Genomic DNA, 26,984 nt, shown 5'->3' with positions numbered 1-26,984 from the left:
GCAACGAACGCCCGGCCGATGGTCAGCCTGCGCGCGGTCGACAAGCATTTCGGCGACCTCCACGTGCTGCAGAACATCGACCTCGACGTCGCCGAGCGCGAGGTCGTCGTGGTGGTCGGGCCGTCCGGCTCGGGCAAGTCGACGCTGTGCCGCTCCATCAACCGGCTCGAGACGATCGACTCCGGTGAGATCCGCGTCGACGGCGAGCTGCTCCCCGAGGAGGGCGCTCCGCTCGCGAAGCTCCGCGCCGAGGTCGGCATGGTCTTCCAGTCGTTCAACCTGTTCGCACACCGCACGATCCTCGACAACGTCACACTCGCCCCGCTCAAGGTGCGCAAGCTCGGCAAGGACGCCGCGCGCGCCCAGGCGATGCAGCTCCTCGACCGTGTGGGGATCGCCGACAAGGCCGACAGCCACCCGGCCCAGCTCTCCGGCGGCCAGCAGCAGCGCGCAGCCATCGCCCGCGCGCTCGCCATGCAACCGAAGGTCATGCTCTTCGACGAGCCGACGAGCGCGCTCGACCCCGAGATGGTCGGCGAGGTGCTGGATGTCATGACCTCCCTCGCCAAGGAGGGCATGACGATGATCGTCGTCACCCACGAGATGGGCTTCGCCCGTCGCGCCGCCGACCGCGTGGTCTTCATGGACCGCGGCCAGATCGTCGAGCAGGCCCCGCCCGCACAGTTCTTCGACTCGCCGGCCACCGCGCGGGCGCAGTCGTTCCTGGCCTCCGTGCTGTCGCACTGACAGCGCAGGGCCGCGCACCACCGCTCCACATCACACCCCGCCCACATCAGAAAGGGATGCATCCCATGACCCGCAGCATCCGCAGGAAGAGCGCCGTCGCCGGCGTCCTGCTCGCCGCCGTGACGCTCGCCGTCACCGCGTGCTCCGGAGGTACGGCACTGCCCGGCAGCGACGCCAGCTCGACCGCGTCCGGTGACTCGGTGCTGGCCGGCGCGCCCGTCGCGAAGGCCGACCTCATCCTCTCCGGCTCGACCATGGAGAAGATCAAGAAGCGCGGCAAGCTCATCGTCGCCGAAGCGCTCGACGCCCCGCTGCTCTCGCAGCAGGACCCGACCGACCCCAGTAAGGTGAACGGCTTCGACGCCGAGCTCGCCAAGCTGCTCGCGACCTACATCATCGGCAAGCCGAACGTGGAGATCGTCCCGCCGGCGTCGGAGACCCGCGAGGCGATGCTCCAGAACGACACCGTCGACGTGGTCTTCAACACGTACACGATCACCGAGGAGCGCGCCAAGCAGGTCGCGTTCGCCGGTCCGTACTTCGAGTCCGGCCTCGCGGTCGCGGTCAAGAGCGACAACACGGACATTAAGAGCTACAAGGACATCGACGGCAAGAACGTCATCGTCGGCGCCAACACGCCGGCCGTGACCGAGGTGCCCAAGATCGCCCCGAAGGCCACCGTCACCGCGTTCGGCACCGACCCGGCCGCCGTGCAGGCGCTCATCCAGGGCCGCGGCGACGCCTACGTGCAGGACTACACCCTGCTCGCGAGCGACGCCGCCAGCGAGAAGCAGATCAAGGTCGTCGGCAACCCCTTCACGAAGGAGCCCTACGGCATCGGCCTCAAGCACGGCGACGACGACTTCAAGAAGTTCGTCAACGACTGGCTGAAGACCATCCAGAAGGGGGGCCAGTGGGGCAAGGCGTGGAAGACCACGCTCGGCACCGTGACCGACTCCGACGTGCCGACGCCGCCGGAGATCGGGTCCGTCCCCGGCTCCTGACAGACGGGCCGGATGCGCGTGGAGGCGACCCCCACGCCCGCGCGCATCCGGCCTCCCCTCCCCCTCTGCTCCCACCCGCGCCCGACGAGAGAACGATGAACCCCCTGATCGACAACCTGGGACCGCTGGTCCAGGCGCTCGGCACCACGCTGCTGATGGCCGTGGTGGCAGGCGTCGGCTCCATCGTGCTCGGCGTGCTGGTGATGATCGCGCGCGTCAGCCCGATTCCGGTGCTGCGCGCCGCGGCGTTCCTCTACGTCCAGTTCTTCATCAATGTGCCGCTGCTGGCGCTGCTCCTGCTCGCGGTGTTCGCACTGCCGGATGCGGGCATCCTGCTGCCGCTGACCCCGACGGCGATCATCGTGCTGACCGTGTACGAGGCCGCCTACGTCGCGGAGGCCGTGCGCTCGGGTGTGAACACCGTCCCGGTCGGGCAGGTGGAGGCGTCCCGCGCGCTCGGGCTGACCCTGTGGCAGTCGCTGCGGTACGTCGTCGTGCCGCAGGCGTTGCGTGCGGTCGTGCAGCCGATCGGAAACGTCATGATCGCCCTCGCGATGAACACCGCCCTCGCCGCGGCGGTCGGCGTCGTCGAGCTCACGGCCGAGGTCAACAAGGTGAACCTCGTCGCCGCGCAGCCCATCGTGATCTTCTCGAGCGCCGGACTCGTGTACATGGCCATCGCCCTCGCCATCGGCCTCGCCGCCGGCTGGGTGGAGCGGAAGGTGGCGATCGCCCGATGACCGCACAGCTCATCCCCGACCGTCCGGCGCCGGTGCGCGCCACGCGCACGAAGCGCCGCTACGACGCCGCCTTCATCTACGACGTGCCGGGGCCCCGCGGTCGTCGGAACATCCTCGTCGGGTCGATCGTCAGCATCCTGATCTTCGCCGTCATCGTCGGCCTCGGGCTTTGGCAGTTCGCCGCGCACGGGCAGCTCGCGCCCGAGCGCTGGGCTCCGTTCACCGAGTGGGCGATCTGGCAGTACCTGCTGGTCGGACTGCTCGGGACGCTGGAGGCAGCGGCCATCGTCGCCGTGCTCGGCGCCATCCTCGGCGTGCTGCTCGCGCTCGGCCGGGTCAGCCAGGTCCGCTGGGTGCGCTTCGTCTGCGGCCTCTACATCGAGATCGCGCGCACGGTGCCCGTGCTGCTCGTCATCTACCTGATGCTGTTCGGCCTGCCGCAGATCGGCATCAACCTGCCGACGCTGTGGAAGCTCGTCGTGCCGCTGACCATCGCGAACGCGGCCGTCTTCGCCGAGATCGTGCGCGCCGGCATCCTGAGCCTTCCGCGCGGGCAGCGCGAGGCGGCGCTCAGCCTCGGGATGCGGCCGGTCCAGGCCATGACGTACGTGGTGCTGCCGCAGGCCATCCGGAACGTGACGCCGTCGCTGGTGACCCAGTTCGTGAGCCTTCTCAAGGACACATCGCTCGGCTACATCGTCGCCTTCACCGAGCTGCTGTACCGCGGCCAGGTGCTCGCGTCATACCTGCACCTCCTCATCCCGACGTACGTCGCGGTGACCGTGATCTACCTGATCGTCAACGGCAGCCTGTCGGCGTTCGCGTCGCGCCTGCAGCGCGGGTCGCGGCGCCGGAGCACCGCGCCGCCGACCCTCCCGTCCCTTCCCGCCGTCGCCGCCGTCGACCACGACGACGACGCGGCCACCGCCACCCGAGAGCCGATCATGCCTAGCGCCGCACCCACCGTTTCCACCCTCGCCGAGCTCGCGGTCGTCCGCCGCTCGGGACTGATCGAGAGCCGGCACTTCGGCAGCCTCGTCGCCCTCGACCCGGCGGGATCACCGCTGATCGAGCTGGGCGACCCGGATGCGGTGGTGCTGCCGCGCAGCACGGTGAAGCCGCTGCAGGCGCTCGCCTGCCTGACGGCGGGTGCGCCGCTGTCCGGCCCCGAACTGGCGATCGCGGCGGGCAGCCACACCGGCGAGGACGAGCACGTGCGCCTGGTGCGCTCGCTGCTCACGCGGGCCGGCGTCGACGACGCGGCGCTCGGCTGCCCGGTCGACCGGCCGGAGGACGAGGCGACGTTCGAGCGGATGCTGCGCGACGGCGAGGGCCGGTCGCGGATCCGGATGAACTGCTCCGGCAAGCACGCCGCGATGCTGCTCGCCGCCGCGACCAACGGCTGGCCCACCGAGGGCTACCTCGATCCGTCGCACCCCCTTCAGCAGCACGTCCGCGCCACGATGGCTTCGCTGACGGGCGTCCCCGTGGGACACGACGCGATCGACGGCTGCGGCGCGCCGCTCTTCGGGACCAGCGTGCGCGGCGTCGCCCGCGCGTTCGGCCGCCTGGTGCAGGCCGAGCCCGGGACGCCGGAGCGCGCGGTCACCGACGCCATGCGCGAGCACCCCTACTACGTCGGCGGAAGCGGCCACCAGAACACGACGCTGATGGAGACGGTCCCCGGCGCGCTCGCGAAGGGCGGCGCCGAGGGCGTGATCGGCGTCGCGGCGGCCGACGGTACCGCGGTCGCCATGAAGATCGTGGACGGCAGCCCGCGGGCGACGACCCTGATCGCCCTGCGCGTGCTGGAGGCGCTGGGCACCCCGATCGCGGACGCCCGCGCGCTCGTCGACCTGCCGGTGCTCGGCGGCGGCGTGCCGGTCGGCGCGATCGAGCCCGGCGCGGACCTGACGGCCGCGCTGGAGCGCCTCGCGTGACCGTCGTCGAGATCTGCCTGGACGACCTCCCCGGGGTCCGCGTCGCCGAGGAGGCGGGGGCAGACCGGGTGGAGCTGTGCGCGGCGCTGTCCGAGGGCGGCATCACCCCGTCCGTCGGGACGGTCGCGGGCGCGCTGCGTGCTGCGACGCGGATCGGCATCCAGGTGCTCATCCGCCAGCGGCCCGGCGACTTCGTCTACGACGAGGACGAGCTGCAGGCGATGGTGGACGACATCCACTCGCTGCGCGTGCTGCCCCACGCACCGGGTGTCACCCTGGGCTTCGTGGTCGGGGCGCTCCGGCCGGACGGTCGGATCGACGTGGACGCGACGCGACGGCTCGTGGCCGCGTGCGGGGATGCTCCGCTGACGTTCCACAAGGCGTTCGACCAGGTGCCCGACCGGGCGGAGGCGCTGGAGCGCCTGGTGTCGCTGGGTGTTGCGCGGGTGCTGACGTCCGGAGGGGCGGAGACGGCAACGGCCGGTGCGGAGTCGCTCGCGGCGCTCGTGGCGCAGGCGGGCGACCGCATAGCGGTGCTCGCCGGTGGCGGCGTGCGGCCGGCGAACGTGGCCGAGCTGGTATCGCGGACGGGCGTGCGGGAGGTGCACCTTCGGGCGCAGGAGCCGGTCGCGACCGTCGCCGCCGGGGCGCCGACGGCGTACGACGCGGGGACGCGCGAGGTCACGTCGGCGGGTGTCGTGCGCGCCGTGATGGCGGCGATCGGGCGGGATACCGGCGTCGAGGAGGGCGTCGCGTGAGCGGGTCCTCCGTCGTCCTCGCCGTCGACCTCGGCGGGACGGCGATGAAGGGCGCGATCGTCGCCGAGGACGGCACCGCCGTCGCCGAGTCGACGCGCGCGACACCCGCCGACGGCATCCTCGGGTCGCTCGTCGCGATGCTGGAGGAGCTGCGGCGGACCGCGGGCGACGACGGTCACGACGTGGTCGGCGCGGGCGTGGCCACCCCCGGGATGCTCGACGAGCAGCGCGGGCTCGTGCACTACGCGTCCAATCTGGGCTGGCGGGATGTGCCGCTCCTCGACATCCTGCGCTCCGAGCTCGGCCTTCCGGTCGCCGTCGGCCACGACGTGCGCGCGGCCGGGCTCGCGGAGCGCAGCGCCGGGGCGGCCCGCGGCTTCGGCGACTTCGCCCTCGTGCCGATCGGCACGGGCGTCGCCGCCGCCCTCGTCTCGTCCGGCGGCGCCGTGACCGGCGCGACCGGCGCCGCCGGCGAGTTCGGCCACATCCCCGTGATCCCCGGCGGCGAGCCGTGCACGTGCGGGCAGCGCGGCTGCCTCGAGGTCTACATGTCCGGCGCGGGTGTAGCCCGCCGCTACCGCGCGGCCGGCGGCGGCGACCTCAGCACCCGGCGGATCGTGGAGCGACTGGGCATCGACCCGATCGCTGATCGCGTGTGGTCGGAGGCGCTCGACGTCCTCGCGCAGGGCCTCAACATCCTCACCCTGCTGCTCGACCCCGGGCTCATCGTGCTCGGCGGAGGCGTGTCGCACGCCGGAGACGCGCTGTTCGCCCCGCTCGGCGAGCGCATGTCGGCCGGCCTCGCCTGGCGCGACCGCCCTCCGGTCGTGCAGTCCGCCCTCGGCGGCGACGCCGGCCGCGCCGGAGCCGCGCTCCTCGCCTTCGCCGCCGCCCGCTGACCCCGCCCGCCCCTACCCTCTCCCTCGTCTGGTTGACGCAACACGCCGCAATGCGTGCACCGCCGACGGCGTGTTGCGTCAACTAGGCGTCCAGTCGGTGAGAATGAGTTGTGCACAACTGGATTGTGTGCGATGTTAGCGGTATGCCCGTGACCGACGAGATGGTGTGCTTCTCGCTCTACGCAGCGACCCGCGCCACGACCCAGGCGTACCGCACACTGCTGGAGCCGTGGGGCCTCACGTATCCGCAGTACCTCGTGCTCGTCACCCTCTGGATGGAGGGCGACCAGACCGTGTCCTCCCTCGGCGACCACCTGCAGCTCGACTCGGGGACGCTGTCCCCGCTCCTGCGCCGCATGGAACAGGCCGGGCTGGTGACGCGCGAGCGCCGGTCGGACGACGAGCGCGTCGTGACCGTGAGCATCGGCGAGCGCGGCCGCGAGCTGCGTCCGGAGCTGGCGCACATCCCCGCCCGGATCGCCGCGGGCACCGGGCTTCCCGACCAGGAGGCCGCCACGGCCCTGATCGACACCCTCCACCGTCTCACCGAGACCATGCACGCCGCTACCGCGGAGCGCACGGTCGCCCCGACGAACTGAACCCCCTCAGAAAGGAACTCATGAACGTCCTCTACACCGCCGAAGCCCTCTCGACCGGAGCAGGCCGCGACGGCCGCGTCGCCACCAGCGACGGCACCTTCGCGCTCGACCTCGCCGTGCCGAAGGAGATGGGCGGCTCGGGCTCCGGCACCAACCCCGAGCAGCTGTTCGCCGCCGGCTACGCGGCGTGCTTCCACTCCGCGCTGCAGGCCGTGGCCCGCAGCCAGAAGGTGAAGATCGACGACTCGTCGGTCGGCGGCCGCGTGCAGATCGGCCCGAACGGCCAGGGCGGCTACCAGCTCGCGGTGCTGCTCGAGGTCGTCCTGCCGGGTCTGGAGGCGGACCAGGCGCAGGCGCTCGCGGATGCAGCCCACCAGGTCTGCCCCTACTCGAACGCGACGCGCGGCAACATCGACGTGCAGATCCTGGTCTCGGAGGACTGACATGAAGGCGCTCATCCACCACGAGTTCGGCGACCCGGCCGAGGTGCTGGCCACCGAGGAGCGTCCGCTCCCCGAGCCCGGCGCCGGCGAGGTCCGCGTCCGCCTGCTGCTCTCCCCCATTCACAACCACGACCTGTGGACCGTCCGCGGCACCTACGGCTACAAGCCGGAGCTGCCCGCGCAGGCCGGCACCGAGGCGCTCGGCGTCGTGGATGCGCTCGGCGAGGGCGTCGACAACCTCACGGTCGGCCAGCGCGTCGTCACCGGCGGCACCTTCGGCGTCTGGAGCGAGTACTTCGTCACCCGCGCGGCCGGGCTCATCCCGGTTCCGGAGGGACTCCCGGACGAGTCCGCCGCACAGCTGGTCTCGATGCCGTTCAGCGCCATCAGCCTGCTCGAGTCGCTCGACCTGAGCGAGGGCGACTGGCTCATCCAGAACGCCGCGAACGGCGCCGTCGGCCGGATGGTCGCGCAGCTCGGCGCCGCCCGCGGGCTGAACGTCGTCGGGCTGGTCCGCCGGTCCGCCGGCGTCGACGAGCTCCGCGCTCAGGGCATCGAGCGCGTCATCGCGACCGACGACGAGAGCTGGCGCGACCGCCTCGCCGAGATCACCGGCGGCGCCCCGATCCGCGTGGGCGTCGACTCCGTCGGCGGGTCCTCCGCGGGCGACGTGCTGTCGACGCTCGCCGAGAACGGCACGCTCGTCGTGTTCGGGGCCATGGCGTCCTCGACCCTCGAGCTCTCCTCGGGCGACATCATCTTCAAGCAGGCCACCGTGAAGGGATTCTGGGGCAGCGTCGTCAGCCGCGAGATGCCCGCCGACATCCGCGGCCGCCTGTTCCAGGAGCTGTTCGCCCGCATCCTCGACGGGACGCTGACCCTCCCGGTCGCGAGCATCCACTCCCTCGACGACATCGCGTCCGCCGTCGCCGCGAGCGACCAGCCGGGCCGTGTCGGCAAGGTGCTCCTGCGCCCCTGACCGGCACCGACGGGGTGGGCTGCGCCCGATAGCCTGGGCTCATGCTCACCCCGCCGGTCACGCCGAAGAAGCCCGTCGAACGCACTCACCACGGCGACGTCTACGTCGACGACTATGAGTGGCTGCGCGAGAAGGACGACCCGGCGGTCACCGCGCACCTCCACGAGGAGAACGCCTACACCAACGCCCGCACCGAGCACCTCTCCCTGCTGCGCGAGCAGATCTTCGACGAGATCAAGACGCGTACCCGCGAGACCGACATGAGCGTCCCGGTCCGCGAAGGCGACTGGTGGTACTACACCCGCACGGTCGAGGGGAAGCAGTACGGCATCCACTGCCGCGCCCCCATCGCGTCGGCCGACGACTGGGTTCCGCCGGTGCTCGACGAGGTCGCGCAGCAGAACGGCCTTCCCGGCGAGCAGATCCTGCTCGACGACAACGTGGAGGCCGAGGGCCACGACTTCTACGCGCTCGGCAGCTTCGACGTCAGCGCCGACGGCACGCGGCTGCTTTGGGCCGTCGACACCGAGGGCGACGAGCGCTACACCCTCCGGGTCCGCTCGCTCACCGACGACGGCGCGACCTTCCCCGACGAGATCGCCGGGACCGCGGGCGGCGCGCTGTTCGACCAGACCGGCGCCTACGTCTTCTACACGACGGTCGACGACTCCTGGCGGCCGGACACCGTCTGGCGTCATCGCGTCGGCGACGGCCCGGACGTCGACGACGCGCGGGTGTTCCACGAGCCGGACGAGCGCTTCTGGATCGGCGTGGGCCTCACCCGCAGCCGCCGGTTCCTCGTGATCGAGGCCGGGTCGAGCATCACCAGCGAGGCCTGGCTTCTGCGCTCGGACGACCCGACCGGCGAGTTCCGCGTCGTCTGGCCGCGGAAGGACGGCGTCGAGTACGACATCGAGCACGCGGTGGTCGGCGGCCACGACCGGCTGCTGATCGTGCACAACGACGGCGCCGTCAACTTCGAGCTGGTGAGCGTCGCCGCCGAGGACCCGCAGGGTGCGAGGCGCGTGCTGCTCCCCCACGATCCGGCCGTGCGGCTGGAGGGGGTGGATGCGTTCCGCGACTTCGTCAGCGTCGAGTACCGGCGCGAGGGCATGACCCGCGTCGCCGTGGCCCGCCTCCCGCGTGACGGCGAGCCGAAGGACGACACCCCGCACGAGCTGCACTTCGACGAGGAGCTGTTCACCGTCGGCGTCGGCGGCAATCCCGAGTGGACGCAGCCGTTCCTCCGCCTGGGCTACGGCAGCTTCGTCACCCCGTCGACCGTGTACGACTACGATGTGGCGACCGGCGAGCTCGCCCTTCGCAAGCAGCAGCCGGTGCTCGGTGGCTTCGACCCGTCCCTGTTCGAACAGCGCCGTGAGTGGGCCGTCGCCGAGGACGGCGCGCGCGTCCCGATCTCCCTGGTCTACCGCCGCGACCTCGTGACGCCCGGCGAGCCGGCCCCGCTGGTCCTGTACGGCTACGGCTCGTACGAGGCCAGCATGGACCCGTCGTTCGGCATCCCGCGCCTTAGCCTCCTCGACCGCGGCGTCGTCTTCGCCATCGCCCACGTGCGCGGCGGCGGCGAGCTCGGCCGCCTCTGGTACGATAACGGCAAGGAGCTGCACAAGAAGAACACCTTCACCGACTTCGTCGCCGCCGCCCGGCACCTGGTCGACCGCGGCTGGACCGAGCCCTCCCGCATGGCGGCACAGGGCGGCAGCGCCGGCGGCCTGCTCATGGGCGCAGTGGCGAACCTCGCCCCGCGGGACTTCGCCGGCATCCTCGCCGAGGTGCCGTTCGTGGACCCGCTCACCAGCATCCTCGACCCGTCGCTGCCGCTGACGGTGATCGAGTGGGACGAGTGGGGCGACCCGCTGCACGACCCCGAGGTCTACGACTACATGAAGTCGTACTCGCCCTACGAGAACGTGCACCGCACGACGTACCCGCGCATCCTCGCGATCACGAGCCTCAACGACACGCGCGTGCTCTACGTCGAGCCGGCGAAGTGGGTCGCGAAGCTGCGCGAGGTGGGCGCCGACCCGCTGCTGAAGATCGAAATGGCGGCCGGGCACGGCGGTGTCTCGGGGCGGTACGCCGCATGGCGCGAGCGGGCCTTCGCGCTGGCGTGGCTGCTCGACGTCGTCGGGGCGCATCCCTCAGGCGAGTGAGCGCTGCCGTGAAGGTCGACCTGAAGAAAGAGCTCGGCGCGTACGCGGCGCGGCGGGGACGCTTCGACCTCGTCACGGTGCCGCCGCTCCGCTACCTCATGATCGACGGGCACGGGGACCCGAACAGCGCCGCGCGGTATCAGGATGCGCTGCGCACCCTCTACCCGGTCGCCTACGCGGCCAAGTTCCTCAGCAAGCGGACGCTGGACCGCGACTACACGGTCATGCCGCTGGAAGCGCTGTGGTGGGCGGACGACATGACCGCGTTCACCAGCGCGCGCGACAAATCGCAGTGGGACTGGACGCTGCTGAACCTGCTGCCGGACTGGCTTACCGACGCCCAGCTCGAGGAGGCCCGGGCGGCGGTCGCCGCGAAGGGCGAGGCGCCGCTGCTCGATGAGCTGCGCGTGGCGACTCTCGACGAGGGGCTCTGCGTGCAGACGCTCCACGTCGGGCCGTACGACGACGAAGCGCCGGTGCTGGCGGAGCTGCACGAGTCTTTCATCCCCGGAGAGGGTCTGCGGATGACCGGCCGCCATCACGAGATCTACCTCAGCGACGCTCGCAGGACGGAGCCGGAGAAGCTCCGCACCATCCTGCGACAGCCGGTGGAGCCGCTCAGCAGGTGAGCGACCAGAACGAGGTCGAGGAGCTCTCCGCCGGGTTGCCGCCGATCTCGATCCCCTCGCCGGGCTGCTGATCGAGCAGCACCTGCATCGTCGGCAGCGGGGCGCACCCGCCCGCGGACAGCAGAAGCGGCGCAGGAGACCGGCCCGCGAGGACCGCCGCTGTCAGAGCGTCGGCGAAGCCGAAACCGGTCGCGAAGTAGACCCGGCCGGTCGGGCCGAGGCGGGAGGCGAGCTTCGCAGCCGTGTCGAAGCGGTCGTAGCCGGCCGCTCTTTCGACCGTGATGCCGGCGTGGAGCATGTCGGAGTAGATGCCGTTCGAGACGCTGGTCGTGCCCCCGACGACGGTGACGTGCGAGGTGCCCCAGCCCGACAGGGCAGCCGCCGTCGCCGCGTCGAGACCCGGTGACCACCCGTCGGTGAGGAGAACCGGCTGCCCCGTGCTCGCGCCTGCGGCCGCCGCGGTGAGGGCGTCCGGATAGTTGTCCCCGGTCGCCAGGAACAGCGAGGGGATGGCGGTCCCGAAGGCGTCGGCGATGATGGCGCGCGACGTCGCGAACCGGTCCGGTCCGGCGACACGGACGACGGTCGGCGCGAAGGGCAGCGCACGCACCTGGGCGACCACCGCCTCCGAGACGGCCGCCGGACCGCCCGCCACGACGACGGTCGCCGGGTGGAGCCGGACCAGCTCGGCAGCGACCCGCGGGTCCAGGCTCTCCGGCCGGGTGAGCAGGAGTGTGCCGTGCCGGTGCGCGGCGGCCGCGCCGGCCGACAGCGCGTCCGGGAACGTCGTCCCGGACGCCAGATACGCGACCGGCGCGCCGGACGCGGTATCCGGGAACGCCTGCCGGGAGACGGCCACCGAGGTCGCGAAGCGGTCGTCGCCCGCAATCCTGGTGCTGTTGATGGGGATGGGGAAGGGGACGTCGGCGAGGCTGCTCCACACCTGGATCACGCGCTCGGCAGACATTCGGCGGGTGCTTGCCAGCCACAGGTTGTGACCGATGTCCGCGACGACCGGCGTGTACGTGTCGGTCGTGGCGCCGGGGACGGCGGTCGGCCGCCAGCCCGTGGGCGGTTCGGTCAGCCACTGCAGGCTCGCCGGCCCGCCGAGAGATCCGGTGACCGCGGCGGAGACCGGCGCCCCCACCACCCCGGAGGTCGTCGACAACGTCGCCCGATACGTCGGCGCGCTGGCGGGGACGTCGACCGTCGCGCACGCGAAGGGCGCGCTCACCCGCCACGCGTACGGCGACGTCATGTTGGCGCAGAAGGTGAAACGGCCCGACTGCGGGGCGTCGACCGTGATGTCGAATCCCTGGTTCGGGCCGGTCGTCGGGTACACCCGCTGGACGTCGGGGCGCGGCACGGCCCACCCCTCGTTCGTGGCGGTGGCGAACGGGTTCCAGCTCCCGTTGACGGTCAGCTGCACCCACGCCTGGACACCGTTCGCGGCGGGGTGCAGGAGGTCGGCAGCCCATCCGGTGATGTGGAGGCGAGGTCTCCAGGCGTTCTGGCTGTCCCAGTCGGAGTACTGGATGACCGTCGCGTCGATCGAGCCGACGGCGGCCGGGTAGTCGTCCGTGAGTCCATGCACCGGGATCGGCTCCGCGGCCGCCGGACCGGCCGAGAACACGCCGACGACGACCGCCGCGATCACCGCGGCGAGGGATGCGATGCGGGCGCGGCCGGTCAGCACGCGTAGTACCAGGAGGACGGGTTCAGCACATCGTCCCCGCCGACCGCGACGAGGCGGTTGACGGCGGTGTCCCGCATCGCGGAGAGCGCGCTGACCGGGGCGCACCATCCGGTCGCCAGCAGCAGCGGCCCGGGTTTGCTCGCGGCGAGTACCGCGGTGCTCAGGGCGTCCGGGAAGTTCATGCCGCTCGCCATGTAGGCGATCCCAGTGGGCGGCAGCGTGCGTGCGAGAGCCGCCGCAGTCGCGAAGCGGTCCGAGCCCGCCACCCGGTCGACGGCGACACCGAGGTTCGCGGCCAGGCCCGAGCTGACGGTGTCGGTCCCGCCCACGACGGTCGCGTGCGTCGTGCCCCAGCGGCTCAGCGCCGACGCCGTCGCCGCATCCGGCTTCGGCAGCCAGCCGTTCACGAGCAGCACCGGTCGGCCGGTCTGGGCGCCGGCGGCCGCCGCGGCGAGCGCATCCGGGAACGCGTTCCCGGTCACGAGGTAGAGGTCGGGGACGCTGCCTCCGAACGCGTCGTCGACGATCGCGCGCGACACCTCGAAGCGGTCGGACCCGCCGATGCGCTTCACCTGCGGAGCGAACGGAAGGCCCTGGAGCGCGGCGACCACCGCGTCGGACAGCGCCTGGACGCCGCCGACGACGATGATCCGCGTGGGATGCAGCCGCACAAGCTCGGCGGCGACGTTCGGGTCCAGCGCGCCCGGCTGGGTGAGGAGGAGCGTGCCGTGCTGCTTCGCGGCGGCCGCACCGGCGGAGAGCGCATCCGGGAAGGCGACGCCCGACGCGATGTACGCGACCGGGACGCCCGCTGCGGAGTCCGGGAACGCCGCCTGGGAGGCGGCCACCGAGGTCGCGAACCGGTCGGCCGCGGCGACGCGCGTCCACCCGCCGGGGAGGGTGAAGCTCACTTGGACCGGGTCGGTAGCCTGCTCGATCGTGTATCCCGGCACGCGGGTGGTCACGATCGCGAAGATACCCCGACCGGCCTGGCTGAGGTCGGTGGTGTAAGTGGGAGCGGTGGCCCCGGCGATGACCGTCGCGGGGGTGTTGATGACGTTGGCCAAGGAGTTCCACGCGTACGTCTCGGTGCCGCCGCTCGGCTGAGCGAGGGAGGCCGTGAGGACGGAGCCCGCCTCAGATGAGCCGGTGATCGACGCGGTCCAGGCCGGCCTCGCCGCCGGCACGTTCACGGTGACGCAGCCGAGGATGGCCGTGTACACCGGCGCGGCGTCGATGTTGTACAGCCGGGCGCAGACACTGACGGCGCCGGTCACCGGGAGCGCTCCCGAGAGGTAGTCGAAGCCCTGGTTCGGTCCTATGCCGGGATGCGCCCAGGCGATATCCGGACGGTATCCGACGAAGCCGCCGAATTCCGCGTAGCCGATGGAGGATCGCGGGCCGCTTCCGACGGCCACCGTGAACTCGACGCCCGCCCCGTTCGAGCCGTTCGCATATCCGTCGTTGGCGTCCGCCGCCCACCCCTTGATGTGGAGGGTCGGGCGCGGGTCCGTGCCGGTGTAGCGAACGGAGATGCTCTCCATGGACCCGATCGGCGCGATCGACGACAGGTTGGCCGACGCCGGTGTGACGGGCAGGATCGCCGCGGCGAGGGCGACGACGACGGACGCCGCAGCGGCGGTGCGGAACTTCACGGAACGGCCCCCAGTCTCGCCGCGTCGACGCGCGGCCGCGTCAGGCTATCGGTGGAGGGGACCGCGTCCTATACCCCCAAGCAGGGGTCGCGCCGGGGCCGCCCCTCACCCCAGGTCGTCCGGGTCCTTGCCCGTCCGCTCGCCCGACTCCAGGCCGGCGATCGCGGCGAGGTCGTCCGCGTCCAGCTCGAACCCGAAGACGTCCAGGTTCGAGCGGATCCGCTCCGGCGAGGTCGACTTCGGGATGACGACGTTGCCGAGCTGCAGCTGCCAGCGGATCACGATCTGCGCCGGACTGACCCCGTGCTTCGCCGCCAGCCGGTCGAGCGTCGGATCGCCCAGGATCCGCCCGCGCGCCAGCGGCGACCACGCCTCGGTCACGATGCCGTGCGCCGTGTCGTACGCGCGCACATCGGCCTGCGGCAGCCACGGGTGCAGCTCCACCTGGTTCACCGCGGGCACCGTCTCCGTCTCGCGCGCCAGCCGCTCCAGGTGGTGGATGTGGAAGTTCGCGACCCCGATGGACCGCGCCCGCCCCTCATCCCGCACCCGCTCCAGCGCGCGCCACGTCTCGACGTAGCGATCGCTCTTCGGCGCCGGCCAGTGGATGAGGAACAGGTCGATCGTGTCGAAGCCGAGACGCTCGAGGGTCGCGTCGAACGACCGCAGGGTCGAGTCGTACCCGTTCTCCGTCCACCACACCTTGCTGGTGACGAAGACCTCGGACCGGTCCAGCCCGCTCAGCCGCACGCCCTCCCCGACGCCGCGCTCGTTCTCGTAGAAGGCGGCGGTGTCGATGTGACGGTACCCCGCGTCCAGAGCCGTCAGCACCGCGTCCGCGGTCTCGGCCTCCGGGATCTTGTACACGCCGAATCCCAGCTGCGGGATGGTCGTGCCGTCGTTGAGAGTCAGCTCCGGGATGCTCGCCATGGGTTCATTCTGCCGCTCCGCGCGCGTACAGGTAGGGGCACGGAAGGAGAACACCCATGGCATTGAATGGAAAGACGATCGCGTTCCTGGTGGGCCCGGAGGGCATCGAGCAGGCGGAGCTGGTCGAGCCGTGGTCGGCGGTGAGCGATGCCGGCGGCACGCCGAAGCTGATCTCGAAGGAGGAGGGCACGGTCCAGGCGTTCAACCACCTGACCCCCGCCGACACGTTCCCGGTGGACGTGACGCTGGATGCAGCGAGCGCGGACCAGTACGACGCGCTCGTGCTCCCCGGCGGCGTCGCCAACGGCGACCAGGTGCGCACCTTCCCGGAGGCCGTGTCCCTGGTGAAGGCGTTCGCCGACGCGGGCAAGCCGATCGCGGTGATCTGCCACGGCGGCTGGGTGCTCATCGAGGCGGCCGTGGTGTCCGGACGCACGCTGACGTCCTGGCCGAGCCTCCAGACCGACTACCGCAACGCGGGCGCGACCTGGGTCGACGAGCAGGTGCACGTCGACGAGGGGCCGTTCACGCTGGTGTCGTCGCGGAAGCCCGACGACCTGGAGGCGTTCAACCGCGAGCTGCTGAAGGCGTTCGAGCTCGCCTAACCACAGCTTGAGCGCTTGCCCTTTTCCTCGTCCTGAGCCTTGGTCGGTCGAGTGGTCGAGCGGCGCTTTGAGCGCCAGGCGAACTCGACGGCGATCTGGATTATCGCGTAGCCGGCACCGGCTAGCGCGACTAGCCACCAGGGCAGGCCGAGAACGTATCCGATAGTACCGATCGCGATGATAGCGGCGAGCCCAGCCCAGTCCAGCTTGGCCACAGTCACATCGGCGCGCCCGAGGGGGGTGGTACTCGCTGCGTTTCGAGATCGGGACGATCCAGTAGCACTGCGGCGAGCGGCTCGGAGGCGGCAACGACGGTGTACGGGGCGTCGATTTCGGTCGAGACGCACCACGCATGATCCGCCGGCCAGATCAGTTGTGGCGTGGGGCCATCGAGGTCGCCGGGTCGCCAGCCGAGGCCGGCACGGAATGGCCAGGAGGGGTCTTCCAGTTCCGTCAGACTGGAGGCGCCCAGTACGTATCTGCGGTCGGGCAATTCCAACCTGGGAAGCGGGAACCCGATGGATTCAGCGGGTTCTTTGCGCTCGGGCATACTGCGATCGGAGGCGGCCATGAGCGCCAGCTTGGCGTCGACGAACGGATCGCCCTCGACGACTGCTGCATCAAGCTCGACACTGTCGTTCCGCAGAACCGCGGGCGAGCCCGACGCTCCAAAACCCCAGCCTTCCCACAGGGCCACTGTCACATCAGCCGGTGTTGTCGTGTGGGCCCGCAGGGCGGGTACCAGTGAGGCGAGCGTGTGGGGGTCAACCCATCCGTCATGAGGCTTCGCGAACGTCCACCCGTCGACGGAATCCGTCTGACCGGAGATGTCCCACCACTCACTGCTCGCACTCAAGGATGCCCCGTTGAGTGCGGCGAGGTGAGCCCATGACCAGGTCTCCGTCTCGAGCTCTGTGACGACGGATTCGGAGACAACCAACGGCCGCCACGCGTCCACCGGATGAAGGATTCGAATATAGGCGGGAAAGCCCGAAGGCCCGCTCGTGTCCAACTCGGCTATCCTTCTCCGCAGCCACTCGCCACGAGAGGGGTCTACGAACCAATCCACGCCGAACCACCTCTCGACTCCGGTCGACCGCTTCCGCTTGCGATCCTCATCGAAGGTCCAGGAAATGTGTGGAGGTCTGTGTGCCCACGGTGCCAACATACCGTCCAGCGCTGGGTTGGTATGTGAAGGTAGTGGCCCAGAACCCCTTGCCGAGGCCCGCACCCGCACGACCGGTGCTCGGACAGGTAAATTCGACCTTTTTCCCGTTCACCGTCAGGGTCTTCGTCTCGCTGGTTGAAGCTCGCAGCTGATAGACCTTGTTTTTCGTGTCTGTGGCGCTGACGGCAGGGGCAAAGGAGATGATTCCTCGTACTCTGACTTGGACTGACGCCGCGCCGTAACCGGTGCAGGAGATGTCGATCTTGTTGTCCACCGATCGGATCCCAAACTTCTTCAAACTCGCTGACAGATGCGGATATTGGAGTTTGCCAGTGCAGGTGATGTTGATTCCGCCGCCGCTCAGAGGCGTGACGCCAGGTGACGGTGCGCTTGTACCAGGAGCGGTCTCGCTGAGAGTCAGCGGGGTTTCCCCCCGATCGGCCCGCGCTTGGAGGTCTTCCACTGTCGGGCTGGCGGTGACAGCGTCGACGGTGGACGAACTCGGATCCACGGGGCCATTGGAGCTCGCAACGAATGACCAGACGCCCGAGTGGACTGTGTCGATTGCGCTTCGACCACCCGACAGGCCCTTAACCGTCGCGGACCAGAAGTACCGAACACCTTCGGCAAGAACACCGTCGGGGACGCGAAACTCTCCAGGCACCCATTCGCTCGTAACAACCGGCTGGCTCGTGCCATCTGGATTGAGCGAGACCGTGTATCGAATAAGCACGTCAGGAGAGAACTTGTCCCCGTCGGAGTTGACCATCAGCGCCGGCGACAAGGTTTGCGTTACGAGGTCGGCCTGCGGATACCCGGCGATGGGAGACTTCGCCCAATCACCAAAAGAGAGCTCATATTGAGACTTCGACTCGACGTCGCCATTCGCGCTTATCACCCGGGCTTCAATCAGATGGATGCCAGCAGAGGGTGAGACATCCACGTTCACGGATGTTGATTCCAGTCCCATCGCCAATGGGGCGCCCTCTACTCCGTCGAGGGCGACCATGAGATTCTTGCCAGCCGTCCCCGCCGAGGCGACGCGGCAAGCGATCGGAGCGGCGGGGAGGGCGGTCGTCCAACTTCCGTCCCTGAAGGGCGAAGGACAGGAGATATTCGGCGCCAGCGGGCTGTAGAAGCCCTCAATGTCGAGGATGAAGTGGACGGTGTCGCCGGAGACGTTGTGGAGCTTGATCGCACCGTCGGCACCGATCGGGACGGTGACGAGATTCGTCTGGGTGCTGTTGGAGTAGTTGATGTTGTGGAACGGGTTGGGCTCGGCTTTGTCACTGGGCCAGAGCCGGGCGAAACCCCCGCCGGCCTGTCCGTCCAGCGCCGTCACATTGAGGACGGCCGCCTCGAGACCGTCGGCCACCGATGGGAGCCCGGCTTTGCCGGCTACGGGGATGCTGATGGTCTTGTCAGGGCCGACGGAGGTCGCCGGCGCGACGCGGGTGTCGAGAATGCGGCCGGTCGCGGGTGTGAACGCTCCGTCGCTGTCGCCTGGAGTGAAATAACCTTCGATGTCGATGAAAAGGTCGACGCTGGTTGAGGCTCCGCCGAGGAAGAGCTTGAAAGCCCCGCTGCTGCTGAGCGCGATCTGGGCACCGAGCGGAATCGCCTGGGTGCTCGTCGCCGGGAAGTTGAGGGCGACGTTTGGCCGCGCCTGGTCCGCCGCGTTAGGGGTGAGGAAGGCTCCGGCGCCGTAGTTCCGAACCATCACATTGACGTAGACCGCGGACGCCCCGGCGGGGACGCCGCCCACACCGGTTGCCTGTACGGTGAGCGTCTGTCCTGTGGCGACCTGACTGACAGGGGCCCCCGTTCCAGTACGGGTGTCCACGATGCGAGAGCCGTCGACCGGGTGGTACCCGCCAGGCGCGGTCACGCTGTTCCCCGAGGTGTAGTAACCCTGCACATCGACCACGACGTGGGTGGTGGACTGCGTGGTGAGCTGGATCTTCCCATCGGCCCCGACGGGAAGGATGGCGCTGTTCGACGTTATGCCTCCGCGGCCGCCGTCATAGACCATCAGGGCACGGGTGCTGCCGCCGCTTGCCCCGCCGGACAGGACGCCCTGCACGGTCGGGTCCACCGCCGTAACCACCACCTGAACCGCGGTTACGGTCGAGGCGGGGACCGACTGGGTCCCCGTGACTTGCACCAGCCGGGTGGCATTCGCGGTGAAGGGGGTGCTGTAGCCACCAGTCCCATTCCGGGTGTCCACGATGCGTCCCTGCGACGGGACGTACAACCCGGCAGTGCCCGTGATCGCCGCTTCCGCCTTCTGCGGAGCAGCAACGAGTCCAGACGACGCGATGACCACAGCCAGCGCGGCCGCCAGCATGCTCCCGACTTTCCAACCAGCCATTCGGACGAGTCCTTTCTGTCCGGGTCCCCGCAAGGCTGGCGGCAAGACGAGAGGGAAGGCAAAGCCCGGGCTCCGTACTTCGATCCGCGTCCATCGCCTCAGACGGGCGCCCCGACATCTAGACCAGGCGTCCTACCCCGGAACGACGGGGATCCCGCGACGGATGACCCGCGTGGTTCGCCTCGCGGCAAACGGACACTCTCCGGTCAATCAACCGCGAGCTGCTGAAGGCGTTCGAGTAGAGGACGGTGTGCGTTCCCTGGCAATGGCCTCCACGACGGTTGCCCCCGTTCGGGGGATGCGGGAGCGTAGGTGGCTCCTGGAAAACACGACGGAAGGAGAGCGCATGCTCACCCTCACGGAGAACGCCAGCACGATCGTCAAGACGCTGACCGACCAGTCCCCAGACGAGACCGCGGGCCTGCGCATCAGCAGCAGCAACCCCGACAGCACCGCCTTCGCGGCGGCGGTCACCCCGGAGCCGGAGGCATCCGACCAGGTGGTGGAGTCGGGCGGCGCCCGCATCTTCCTGGAGACGCAGGCGGCTCAGGTGCTCGACGACAAGGTGCTGGACGCCCAGGTCGACGAGCAGGGCGGCGTCAGCTTCGCGATCGGCGCGCTCGCCTGAGCGAGCAGCGCCTGACGCGAGGAGGCCCGGAACCGTTCGGTTCCGGGCCTCCTGCCGTCTCAGTCGCCGAGCGCCCGGCCGACGGCGGCCACGACGCCCGGCCAGCCGCGCCCCATGCCCTCGAGCGCCGTGCGTCCGAGCGGCGAGTCGAGGTCGAACCCCTCGTGGCGCAGGAAGAGCCGAGTTCCGGTCCCCTCGGGCGCCAGCGTCCAGGTGATGGTGGTGTCGATCACGCCCTCGCCGAAGCTGTAGCGGATGAGGCGCTCGGGCTGCACCTCCAGGACCTCGCAGCGCTGGATTCCCCAGTCGCCCATGTCGAGCGTGAAGCGGTGGCCGACCTCGGCGCGCACATCGCCGGGAGCCCACCACCGCGCGATGAGGTCCGGATCGGTCATGGCGCGCCAGACGGCGGCCGGCGGATGCGGCAGGAACTCGTCGCACTCGATGACGGGGGTGGTGGTGTCGGTCATGATCGTCTCTCGTCGGTGGATGTGGTGTCCGGCCCGATCGCGTCACTGTCGAGCACGTCGCGCAGCGCGCGCATCCGCCCTCGCCAGTAGTGCTCGAAGGGATGCAGCCAGTCGTCGACCTCCTGCAGCCGCTCGGCGTGCAGGTGATAGACGCGGTGTTGACCGCGCCGCTCGTCGCGCACCAGGCCCGACCGCATGAGCACTTGCAGATGCTCGGACACAGCCGGCCGGCCGATGGCGCGACCCTCGGCGAGCTCGGTGACAGTGCGCGGCCGCTCCAGGAGGGCGGTCAGGATGTCGCGCCGGACCGGATTCGCCAGCACGCTGAAGACATCGGTGGACACACGTCAGGATACGTCGGATTTATCCGACGCGTCAACATCCTCCGACGCGTCGGCCGCCTCCCCCGCGTCCGGGCTGGACGACGGCAGGTCCTCGGCGATGATCGGGTGCGGGGCGGTGCGGTCGTCCGGCAGACCCCAGAGCGGCTCGCCCTCCCCCGCGTCCAGCAGGAACTCGACCGCCGATGTCCAGAACGGGACGATCTTCATCGGCGGGATCTCCTCCTCGCCCGGGAAGTGCGCGGCGAAGTGGACCTCGGGCTCGCCGCTGATCGGGTCGGATGCGGTGATCAGTCCGTAGTAGTTCTCGTCGTCCACGACCCGCCAGCGTCCCGTGCGGCCGTGCTCCGGCTCGAGTTGGACGGTGTACCCGCCGTACTTGAATTCGGGGCCGGGCGGCAGCGTGGCGCGGGGGTCGTTCGACATGCTCCCGTTCTACGTCGGCGGCGCCCCGGAGGGCAACTCGTTCACTTGCCTAGCAAAACGGTGTATGGGCGGGACTACACCGGCACGGGGTCGTGTCAACTCCTCGACGCGCCCCCGCGTGGGGCATCGACTGAACCCCATCCACCGACGAGAGGAGCCTCATGCTGGCGATGACGTACCGCGGGCCGTACAAGGTCCGTGCCGAAGAGAAGGACCGGCCGAAGATCGAGCATCCCGGCGATGCCATCGTCCGTGTGACGCTGGCCGCCATCTGCGGGTCCGACCTGCACCTGTATCACGGCATGATGCCGGACACCCGCATCGGCCACACGTTCGGCCACGAGTTCATCGGGGTCGTGGACGAGGTGGGCGCGGACGTTCAGAACCTGAAGGTCGGCGACCGCGTGATGGTGCCGTTCAACATCTTCTGCGGCAGCTGCTACTTCTGCGTCCGCGGGCTCTACTCGAACTGCCACAACGTCAACCCGAACGCGACGGCCGTCGGCGGGATCTACGGCTACTCGCACACCACGGGTGGGTACGACGGCGGTCAGGCGGAGTACGTCCGGGTGCCGTTCGCTGATGTCGGCCCGACGATCATCCCGGACTGGATGTCGGACGACGACGCGGTGACACTGACCGACGCGTGCCCCACCGGGTACTTCGGCGCGCAGCTCGCCGAGATCGAGGAGGGCGACACGGTCGTCGTCTTCGGGTCGGGGCCGATCGGGCTCTATGCGGCCAAGTCCTCCTGGCTGATGGGAGCCGGCCGGGTGATCGTCGTCGACCACATGAACTACCGCCTCCAGAAGGCGCAGGAGTTCGCCCAGGCCGAGACGTACAACTTCGTCGAGGAGGGCGACATCGTCCGCACGGTCAAGTACCTCACCGACGGGCTCGGCGCCGACAGGGTGATCGACGCCGTCGGTGCGGAAGCGGACGGTTCGGCGCTGCAGCACATCACGTCAGCGAAGCTGAAGCTGCAGGGCGGCTCGCCGGTCGCGCGCAACTGGGCGATCGATTCGGTCCGCAAGGGCGGCACGGTCTCCGTGATGGGCGCCTACGGCCCGCTGTTCAGTGCCGTGAAGTTCGGGGACGCGATGAACAAGGGCCTCCGGATCAACACCAACCAGTGCCCGGTCAAGCGGCAGTGGCCGCGGCTGTTCGAGCACGTCCGCAACGGCTATCTCAAGCCGTCGGAGATCGTGACGCACCGCATCCCGCTCGAGCACATCCAGGACGGGTACCACCTGTTCTCGAACAAGCTCGACGGCATCATCAAGCCGCTCGTCGTTCCGAGCGCGGCCTAGGAAGGAGAACGCCATGCCCTACGTCGCAAGCGACCATTTCAAGAAGTACGACCCGGAGGCGCTCCGGCAGCGCATCCCCGGCTGGGGCGCCGACAGCGACCTCGCCGACCGTCCGTCGCATCCGCGCGAGAAGCTGAGGGACCCGGAGGACACCGGTGCGCACTGGACGTACCCGGTGCGCCAGGAGCCAGTCGGCAAACGGGAGCGGTCGGTCGAGCACACCGAGATGCCGCCGGTCTTCGGAACCGCCCAGCCGCTGCACGGCGTCTCGGGCGCCATCCGCCGCTTCGCCTACGACCGGTACAGCGAAGGCCAGACCGCGCACTGGCTGCTGCTGGTCGCCGGTGACCGGGTGGATGCGATCGGTTCGCACCTGAGGTCGCTCGCCAGCCGTCGGCCCGACGACCCGATCACCGAGTCGGGCGTTCTCGCGGAGGCGGGACACCATCCGCTGTCGTCCCGCTTCGGCCAGGGGCGCGCGGACGTCAAGCACACCTGGCTCGACCCGATCATCGTGGTCGGTCCGTGGGTGCTCGCCGGCGTGATCGCGGTGCGGACGGTCGCGAAGATCGTGAAGCGGTAGCCGGCGCTGGAACGGCTGTTCTAGCTACACGCGGCGGCGGTGGCGTCAAGCGCGTGACGCGCCGGCGCCACCACCGTTGTATGGAGTCCGGTGCGCGGGCCGCCCAACCCCGCTAGCGGTCCGCGCACTACTCTCGGCCCCTACGGCGCGGCGACCTCGGCCTGCTCCTGCTCCTCGCGGGTCTCCTCCGACTCCGCGTCATCGCCGCGGAACTGGGTCATGTAGAGCTCGTAGTAGGCGCCACGACGTGCGAGCAGCGTCGCGTGGTCGCCCTGCTCGACGATGCGTCCGTGCTCCATCACCAGGATGGTGTGCGCATCGCGGATCGTGGAGAGCCGGTGCGCGATGACGAACGACGTGCGGTCGGTCCGCAGCGCCGCCATCGCGTGCTGCACCAGCAGCTCGGTGCGGGTGTCGACCGAGGAGGTCGCCTCGTCGAGGATGAGCAGCGACGGGTTGGCGATGAACGCGCGGGCGATGGTGATCAGCTGACGCTCGCCGGCCGAGACGTTGCCGCCCTCGGCGTCGATCACGGTGTCGTAGCCGTCCGGCAGCTGCCGCACGAAGCGGTCGACCATGGTGGCCTTGGCCGCGGCGATCACCTCGTCGTCGGTCGCGTCGAGGCGGCCGTAGCGGATGTTCTCGCGGATCGTGCCCGAGAACAGCCACGCGTCCTGCAGGACCATCCCTACCTGGCCGCGCAGCTCGGCGCGCGAGAGGCGGGTGGTGTCGATGCCGTCGAGACGGATCGTGCCCCCGCTCAGCTCGTAGAAGCGCATGATCAGGTTGACAAGCGTCGTCTTGCCCGCGCCGGTCGGCCCGACGATGGCGACCGTGCTCCCCGGCTGCACCTTGAGCGAGAGGTCCTGGATGAGCTCCGTCTCGGGGTCGTAGGAGAAGTCGACGTGGTCGAGCTCGACGCGGCCGTCGGCACGCTCCGGCAGGTGCTCCGTGTCGGTGTCCGGCGTCTGCTCCTCGGAGTCGAGGAACTCGAACGTCCGCTCCGCGGACGCGACGCCCGACTGCAGCATGTTCGCCATGCCGGCGATCTGCCCGATCGGCTGCGAGAACTCGCGCGAGTACTGGATGAAGGCCTGCGCGGCACCGAGCGTGAGGGTCCCGCCGGTGACCATGAGCGCCCCGATGACCGCGATAAGCACATAGGAGAGGTAGGAGACGAAGTTCATGGACGGCATGATGCTGCCCGACACGAACTGCGCCCCGACCTGCGCGCCCCGCAGCGTCGAGTTGCGCCCGTCGAACTCCGCCAGCATGACCTCGTCGCGCCCGAACGCGCGCACCAGCTCGAGTCCCGAATACGACTCCTCGATGTGGCCGTTCAGCGCACCGGTGGACGCCCACTGCGTGCGGAACAGCTTCTGCGACCGCGACCCGATCACGCCCGCGATCACGCCCGACAGCGGAATCGAGATGAGCGCGATGAGCGCGAGCTGCCAGGAGACGATGAACATGGCGATGCCGATCCCGATGACCATCAGAACCGACTGGATCAGCTGCGAGAACGCCTGCTGCAGCGCCGTCTGGATGTTGTCGACGTCGTTCGTGACGCGCGACATGAGGTCGCCCCGCTGGCGGGTGTCGAAGTAGCTCAGCGGCAGGCGGTTGAGCTTCGCCTCGACGTCCTTGCGCAGGCCGTAGATCACGCGCATCACGAGCGCGTTGAGCAGGTACCCCTGCCACCACTGCAGCAGCGACGCCACGAGGTAGAAGGCGAGCACGACCGTCAGCAGACGACCGAGCTCCGTGAAGTCGACGCCCTGCTTGGTGACGACAACGCCCTGGAAGATGACGTTGGTCGCATCGCCGAGGATCTTCGGCGCGATGACGACGAGAACGACGGACACGACCGTGAGCAGCGTGACCCACGCCATCCCGAGCCACTCCGGCTTGAGCAGGCCCATCAGTCGCTTGAACGACGGCCAGAAGTTCTCGGCCTTCTTGGCGGGCGCGCCGCCGAACATGTCGCCGTCGCCCTCGCCGGGCGTGAAGTCATACTCCTCCTCGAGCTCGTCGAGGACGATGTCCTTCGCCGTCGGCTCCTGTCCCGGCTGGGGACGACCGCCGCGCTTCGTGCGTTCCGTGGTGCGTGCCATCTCAGGCCACCTCCAGGCTCAGCTGCGACTCGACGATCTCGCGGTAGGTCTCGTTCGACTCGAGCAGTTCGTCGTGCGTGCCCTGGCCGACGACCCGGCCGTCGTCCATGACGATGATGGTGTCCGCCTCGCGGATCGTGGAGACGCGCTGCGCGACCACGATCACCGCCGCATCCCCGGTCGAGTCGGCGAGCGCCCGTCTCAACCGCGCGTCCGTGGCGACGTCGAGGGCCGAGAACGAGTCGTCGAAGAGGAACACCTTCGGGCGGGCGACGAGGGCGCGGGCGATGCAGAGCCGCTGGCGCTGACCGCCGGAGACGTTCGTCCCGCCCTGGGCGATCCGCTCGTCGAGGCCGCGATCCTTGGCGCGGACGAAGTCCTCCGCCTGCGCCACGCGCAGCGCCTCCCACAGCTCCTCGTCGGTCGCGTCCGGCCGGCCGAAGCGCAGGTTCGAGGCGATCGTGCCGGAGAAGAGGTACGGACGCTGCGGCACCAGACCCAGCACGCCCGCGACCTGCTTCCGGTCGAGCTCGTCCACCGGCACTCCGCCGATGCGCACGCGGCCCTTCTGCGGCGTGAACAGGTTCGCGATGACCGACACGAGCGTCGTCTTGCCCGAACCGGTCGACCCGACGATCGCCGTGACCCGGCCGGCCTCGGCGGTGAACGACACATCGCTCAGGACCGGCTTCTCGGCGCCCGGGTAGCCGAACGTCACATCCTGGACCTCGACCCGGCCGTCCACCGGCAGCGCCGATGCGCCGGTGCCCTCGGCCCTGGAGCTCGGCACGGCGCTCAGCACCTCGTCGATGCGCTCGGCGCAGACCATCGCGCGCGGGATCATCATCGCCATGAAGACGCCCATCATGACCGCGACGAGGATCTGCAGCAGGTACTGCAGGAACGCCGTCAGCGCCCCGATCTGGATGTCGCCCTGGTCGACCCGGTGACCGCCGAACCACAGCACCGCGACCGTCGCCGCGTTCAGGATGAGCATGATGATCGGGAACATCAGCACGAACACGTTGCCGACCTTCACCGAGATGCGCGTGAGGGCAGTGTTCGCGTCGTCGTAGCGCTCGGTCTCGAACTTCTCGCGGACGAACGCGCGGATCACGCGGATGCCCACGATCTGCTCGCGGATGACCCCGTTCACCCCGTCGATTCGCTCCTGCATGATGCGGAACATCGGAAGCAGGATGGTGACCAGGATGCCGACCACGATGAACAGCACGGCGACGGACACCCAGATCAGCCAGGAGAGGCCCGCGTCGACCCGAACGGCGAAGATGATGCCGGCGATGCACATGATCGGTGTGGACACCATGAAGTTGAACGTCATCAGCAGCAGCATCTGCACCTGCTGCACGTCGTTCGTGTTGCGGGTGATGAGCGTCGGCGTGCCCCAGCGGGCGAGGTCGAGCGAGGGCAGCGCATCCACCTTGCGGTAGAAGGAGCGCCGGATGTCGGCGCCGGCCGACATGGACGCGCGAGCGCCGAAGTAGGTGGCCGCGACGGCGGCGATCACCTGCACGAAGCAGACGATGAGCATCATGCCGCCGGTGCGCCAGATGAAGTCGGTGTCGCCCGTGACGACGCCCTTGTCGATGATGTCGGCGTTGAGCGTCGGCAGGTAGAGGGCGGCCATGGTCGCGATCAACTGGAGGATCACGACCGCGGTAACCGCGCGCCAGTACGGGCGCACGAAGCGGAGCGAGAGACGAAGCAGAGTCACAGTGGTTCCCGGTGTGCTGTGTAGGTTGTGGTGCCGATCA

The 26,984-nt window shown here is 69.8% G+C and carries 26 protein-coding genes and 1 pseudogene; 16 read left to right on the top strand and 11 right to left on the bottom strand.

Going from position 1 to position 26,984, the window contains the following annotated elements:
• The first annotated feature begins 18 nt into the window (after positions 1-18).
• The 12 genes and pseudogenes from A0130_12775 (at position 19) to A0130_12720 (ending at position 10,912) form a co-directional block, all read left to right on the top strand.
• Entirely contained in the window at positions 19-747 is a 729-nt protein-coding gene (locus A0130_12775) for a glutamate ABC transporter ATP-binding protein (protein ID ANF32430.1), read from the top strand.
• 65 nt (positions 748-812) lie between these two features.
• Positions 813-1,751, top strand: coding sequence for an ABC transporter substrate-binding protein (locus A0130_12770; GenBank protein ANF32429.1), 939 nt, complete (start codon positions 813-815; stop codon positions 1,749-1,751).
• Between the two features lie 95 nt (positions 1,752-1,846).
• On the top strand, positions 1,847-2,491 hold the full coding sequence (locus A0130_12765; GenBank protein ID ANF32428.1) for an amino acid ABC transporter permease: 645 nt from the start codon (positions 1,847-1,849) through the stop codon (positions 2,489-2,491).
• Positions 2,488-3,426: pseudogene (locus A0130_12760) on the top strand (amino acid ABC transporter permease). Before A0130_12765 ends, A0130_12760 begins: the two are co-directional and overlap by 4 nt.
• A gap of 9 nt (positions 3,427-3,435) precedes the next feature.
• Positions 3,436-4,431, top strand: a complete 996-nt coding sequence (locus A0130_12755; protein ANF33434.1) for an asparaginase — start codon at positions 3,436-3,438, stop codon at positions 4,429-4,431.
• A complete protein-coding gene (locus A0130_12750) occupies positions 4,428-5,189 on the top strand; it encodes a copper homeostasis protein CutC (protein ANF32427.1) in 762 nt (253 codons plus the stop codon). The genes A0130_12755 and A0130_12750 overlap by 4 nt, the downstream gene beginning before the upstream one ends.
• Positions 5,186-6,088 carry a sugar kinase gene (locus A0130_12745; GenBank protein ID ANF32426.1) on the top strand — a complete coding sequence of 301 codons (903 nt, stop codon included), beginning with the start codon at positions 5,186-5,188 and terminating at the stop codon, positions 6,086-6,088. Before A0130_12750 ends, A0130_12745 begins: the two co-directional genes overlap by 4 nt.
• 161 nt (positions 6,089-6,249) lie before the next feature.
• Positions 6,250-6,687 (top strand): MarR family transcriptional regulator, encoded by a 438-nt coding sequence (locus A0130_12740; protein ID ANF33433.1) that lies wholly within the window; start codon positions 6,250-6,252, stop codon positions 6,685-6,687.
• Between the two features lie 20 nt (positions 6,688-6,707).
• Complete coding sequence (locus A0130_12735) at positions 6,708-7,130, top strand: organic hydroperoxide resistance protein (protein ID ANF32425.1); 423 nt, start codon at positions 6,708-6,710, stop codon at positions 7,128-7,130.
• 1 nt (position 7,131) lies between these two features.
• Positions 7,132-8,109 carry an NADPH:quinone oxidoreductase gene (locus A0130_12730; GenBank protein ID ANF32424.1) on the top strand — a complete coding sequence of 326 codons (978 nt, stop codon included), beginning with the start codon at positions 7,132-7,134 and terminating at the stop codon, positions 8,107-8,109.
• 41 nt (positions 8,110-8,150) lie between these two features.
• Complete coding sequence (locus tag A0130_12725; protein ID ANF32423.1) at positions 8,151-10,283, top strand: protease 2; 2,133 nt, start codon at positions 8,151-8,153, stop codon at positions 10,281-10,283.
• 8 nt (positions 10,284-10,291) lie between these two features.
• Complete coding sequence (locus A0130_12720; GenBank protein ANF33432.1) at positions 10,292-10,912, top strand: hypothetical protein; 621 nt, start codon at positions 10,292-10,294, stop codon at positions 10,910-10,912.
• On the opposite strand, the gene A0130_12715 is transcribed toward A0130_12720, so the two are convergent.
• From A0130_12715 to A0130_12705, 3 genes are all read right to left on the bottom strand, one after another.
• On the bottom strand, positions 10,902-12,608 hold the full coding sequence (locus A0130_12715; protein ANF32422.1) for a hypothetical protein: 1,707 nt from the start codon (positions 12,606-12,608) through the stop codon (positions 10,902-10,904). The genes A0130_12720 and A0130_12715 overlap by 11 nt on opposite strands.
• The gene (locus A0130_12710; protein ANF32421.1) at positions 12,602-14,263 is read right to left on the bottom strand and encodes a hypothetical protein; all 1,662 of its coding nucleotides are present in this window, start codon (positions 14,261-14,263) and stop codon (positions 12,602-12,604) included. Before A0130_12710 ends, A0130_12715 begins: the two co-directional genes overlap by 7 nt.
• 105 nt (positions 14,264-14,368) lie before the next feature.
• Complete coding sequence (locus A0130_12705; protein ANF32420.1) at positions 14,369-15,193, bottom strand: oxidoreductase; 825 nt, start codon at positions 15,191-15,193, stop codon at positions 14,369-14,371.
• Positions 15,194-15,249: 56 nt separating this feature from the next.
• On the opposite strand from A0130_12705, the gene A0130_12700 reads away from it, so the two are divergent.
• A complete protein-coding gene (locus A0130_12700; protein ANF32419.1) occupies positions 15,250-15,798 on the top strand; it encodes a glutamine amidotransferase in 549 nt (182 codons plus the stop codon).
• On the opposite strand, the gene A0130_12695 is transcribed toward A0130_12700, so the two are convergent.
• From A0130_12695 to A0130_12685, 3 genes are all read right to left on the bottom strand, one after another.
• Positions 15,795-16,013 carry a hypothetical protein gene (locus A0130_12695; GenBank protein ANF32418.1) on the bottom strand — a complete coding sequence of 73 codons (219 nt, stop codon included), beginning with the start codon at positions 16,011-16,013 and terminating at the stop codon, positions 15,795-15,797. The genes A0130_12700 and A0130_12695 overlap by 4 nt on opposite strands.
• A gap of 2 nt (positions 16,014-16,015) precedes the next feature.
• On the bottom strand, positions 16,016-16,756 hold the full coding sequence (locus tag A0130_12690; protein ANF32417.1) for a hypothetical protein: 741 nt from the start codon (positions 16,754-16,756) through the stop codon (positions 16,016-16,018).
• Between the two features lie 157 nt (positions 16,757-16,913).
• Positions 16,914-19,313 carry a hypothetical protein gene (locus A0130_12685; GenBank protein ID ANF32416.1) on the bottom strand — a complete coding sequence of 800 codons (2,400 nt, stop codon included), beginning with the start codon at positions 19,311-19,313 and terminating at the stop codon, positions 16,914-16,916.
• A 370-nt stretch (positions 19,314-19,683) separates the two neighbouring features.
• Between A0130_12685 and A0130_12680 the strand changes: the two genes are divergently transcribed.
• Complete coding sequence (locus A0130_12680; protein ANF32415.1) at positions 19,684-19,965, top strand: Fe-S cluster assembly protein HesB; 282 nt, start codon at positions 19,684-19,686, stop codon at positions 19,963-19,965.
• 59 nt (positions 19,966-20,024) lie between these two features.
• Here A0130_12680 and A0130_12675 read toward each other — a convergent pair whose 3' ends face one another.
• The 3 genes from A0130_12675 to A0130_12665 are packed head-to-tail and all read right to left on the bottom strand — an operon-like array spanning position 20,025 to position 21,202.
• Positions 20,025-20,435, bottom strand: coding sequence for a polyketide cyclase (locus A0130_12675; GenBank protein ID ANF32414.1), 411 nt, complete (start codon positions 20,433-20,435; stop codon positions 20,025-20,027).
• A complete protein-coding gene (locus A0130_12670) occupies positions 20,432-20,779 on the bottom strand; it encodes a transcriptional regulator (protein ID ANF32413.1) in 348 nt (115 codons plus the stop codon). The genes A0130_12675 and A0130_12670 overlap by 4 nt, the downstream gene beginning before the upstream one ends.
• A 3-nt stretch (positions 20,780-20,782) precedes the next feature.
• Complete coding sequence (locus A0130_12665; protein ANF32412.1) at positions 20,783-21,202, bottom strand: hypothetical protein; 420 nt, start codon at positions 21,200-21,202, stop codon at positions 20,783-20,785.
• 161 nt (positions 21,203-21,363) lie between these two features.
• Here A0130_12665 and A0130_12660 point away from each other — a divergent pair, with 161 nt between their 5' ends.
• On the top strand, positions 21,364-22,512 hold the full coding sequence (locus A0130_12660) for a glutathione-dependent formaldehyde dehydrogenase (protein ID ANF32411.1): 1,149 nt from the start codon (positions 21,364-21,366) through the stop codon (positions 22,510-22,512).
• Positions 22,513-22,525: 13 nt separating this feature from the next.
• The gene (locus A0130_12655) at positions 22,526-23,095 is read left to right on the top strand and encodes a hypothetical protein (GenBank protein ANF32410.1); all 570 of its coding nucleotides are present in this window, start codon (positions 22,526-22,528) and stop codon (positions 23,093-23,095) included.
• 140 nt (positions 23,096-23,235) lie between these two features.
• On the opposite strand, the gene A0130_12650 is transcribed toward A0130_12655, so the two are convergent.
• A complete protein-coding gene (locus A0130_12650) occupies positions 23,236-25,209 on the bottom strand; it encodes a multidrug ABC transporter ATP-binding protein (GenBank protein ANF32409.1) in 1,974 nt (657 codons plus the stop codon).
• Between the two features lies 1 nt (position 25,210).
• Positions 25,211-26,944, bottom strand: a complete 1,734-nt coding sequence (locus tag A0130_12645) for a multidrug ABC transporter ATP-binding protein (protein ANF32408.1) — start codon at positions 26,942-26,944, stop codon at positions 25,211-25,213.
• Positions 26,945-26,984 lie beyond the last annotated feature (40 nt).

It is taken from the genome of Leifsonia xyli, assembly GCA_001647635.1.
Taxonomy (GTDB): Bacteria; Actinomycetota; Actinomycetes; order Actinomycetales; family Microbacteriaceae; genus Leifsonia; species Leifsonia xyli_A.
The sequence above is the reverse complement of the archived record's forward strand: the minus strand, read 5'-3'. Positions and strand labels throughout refer to the sequence as shown.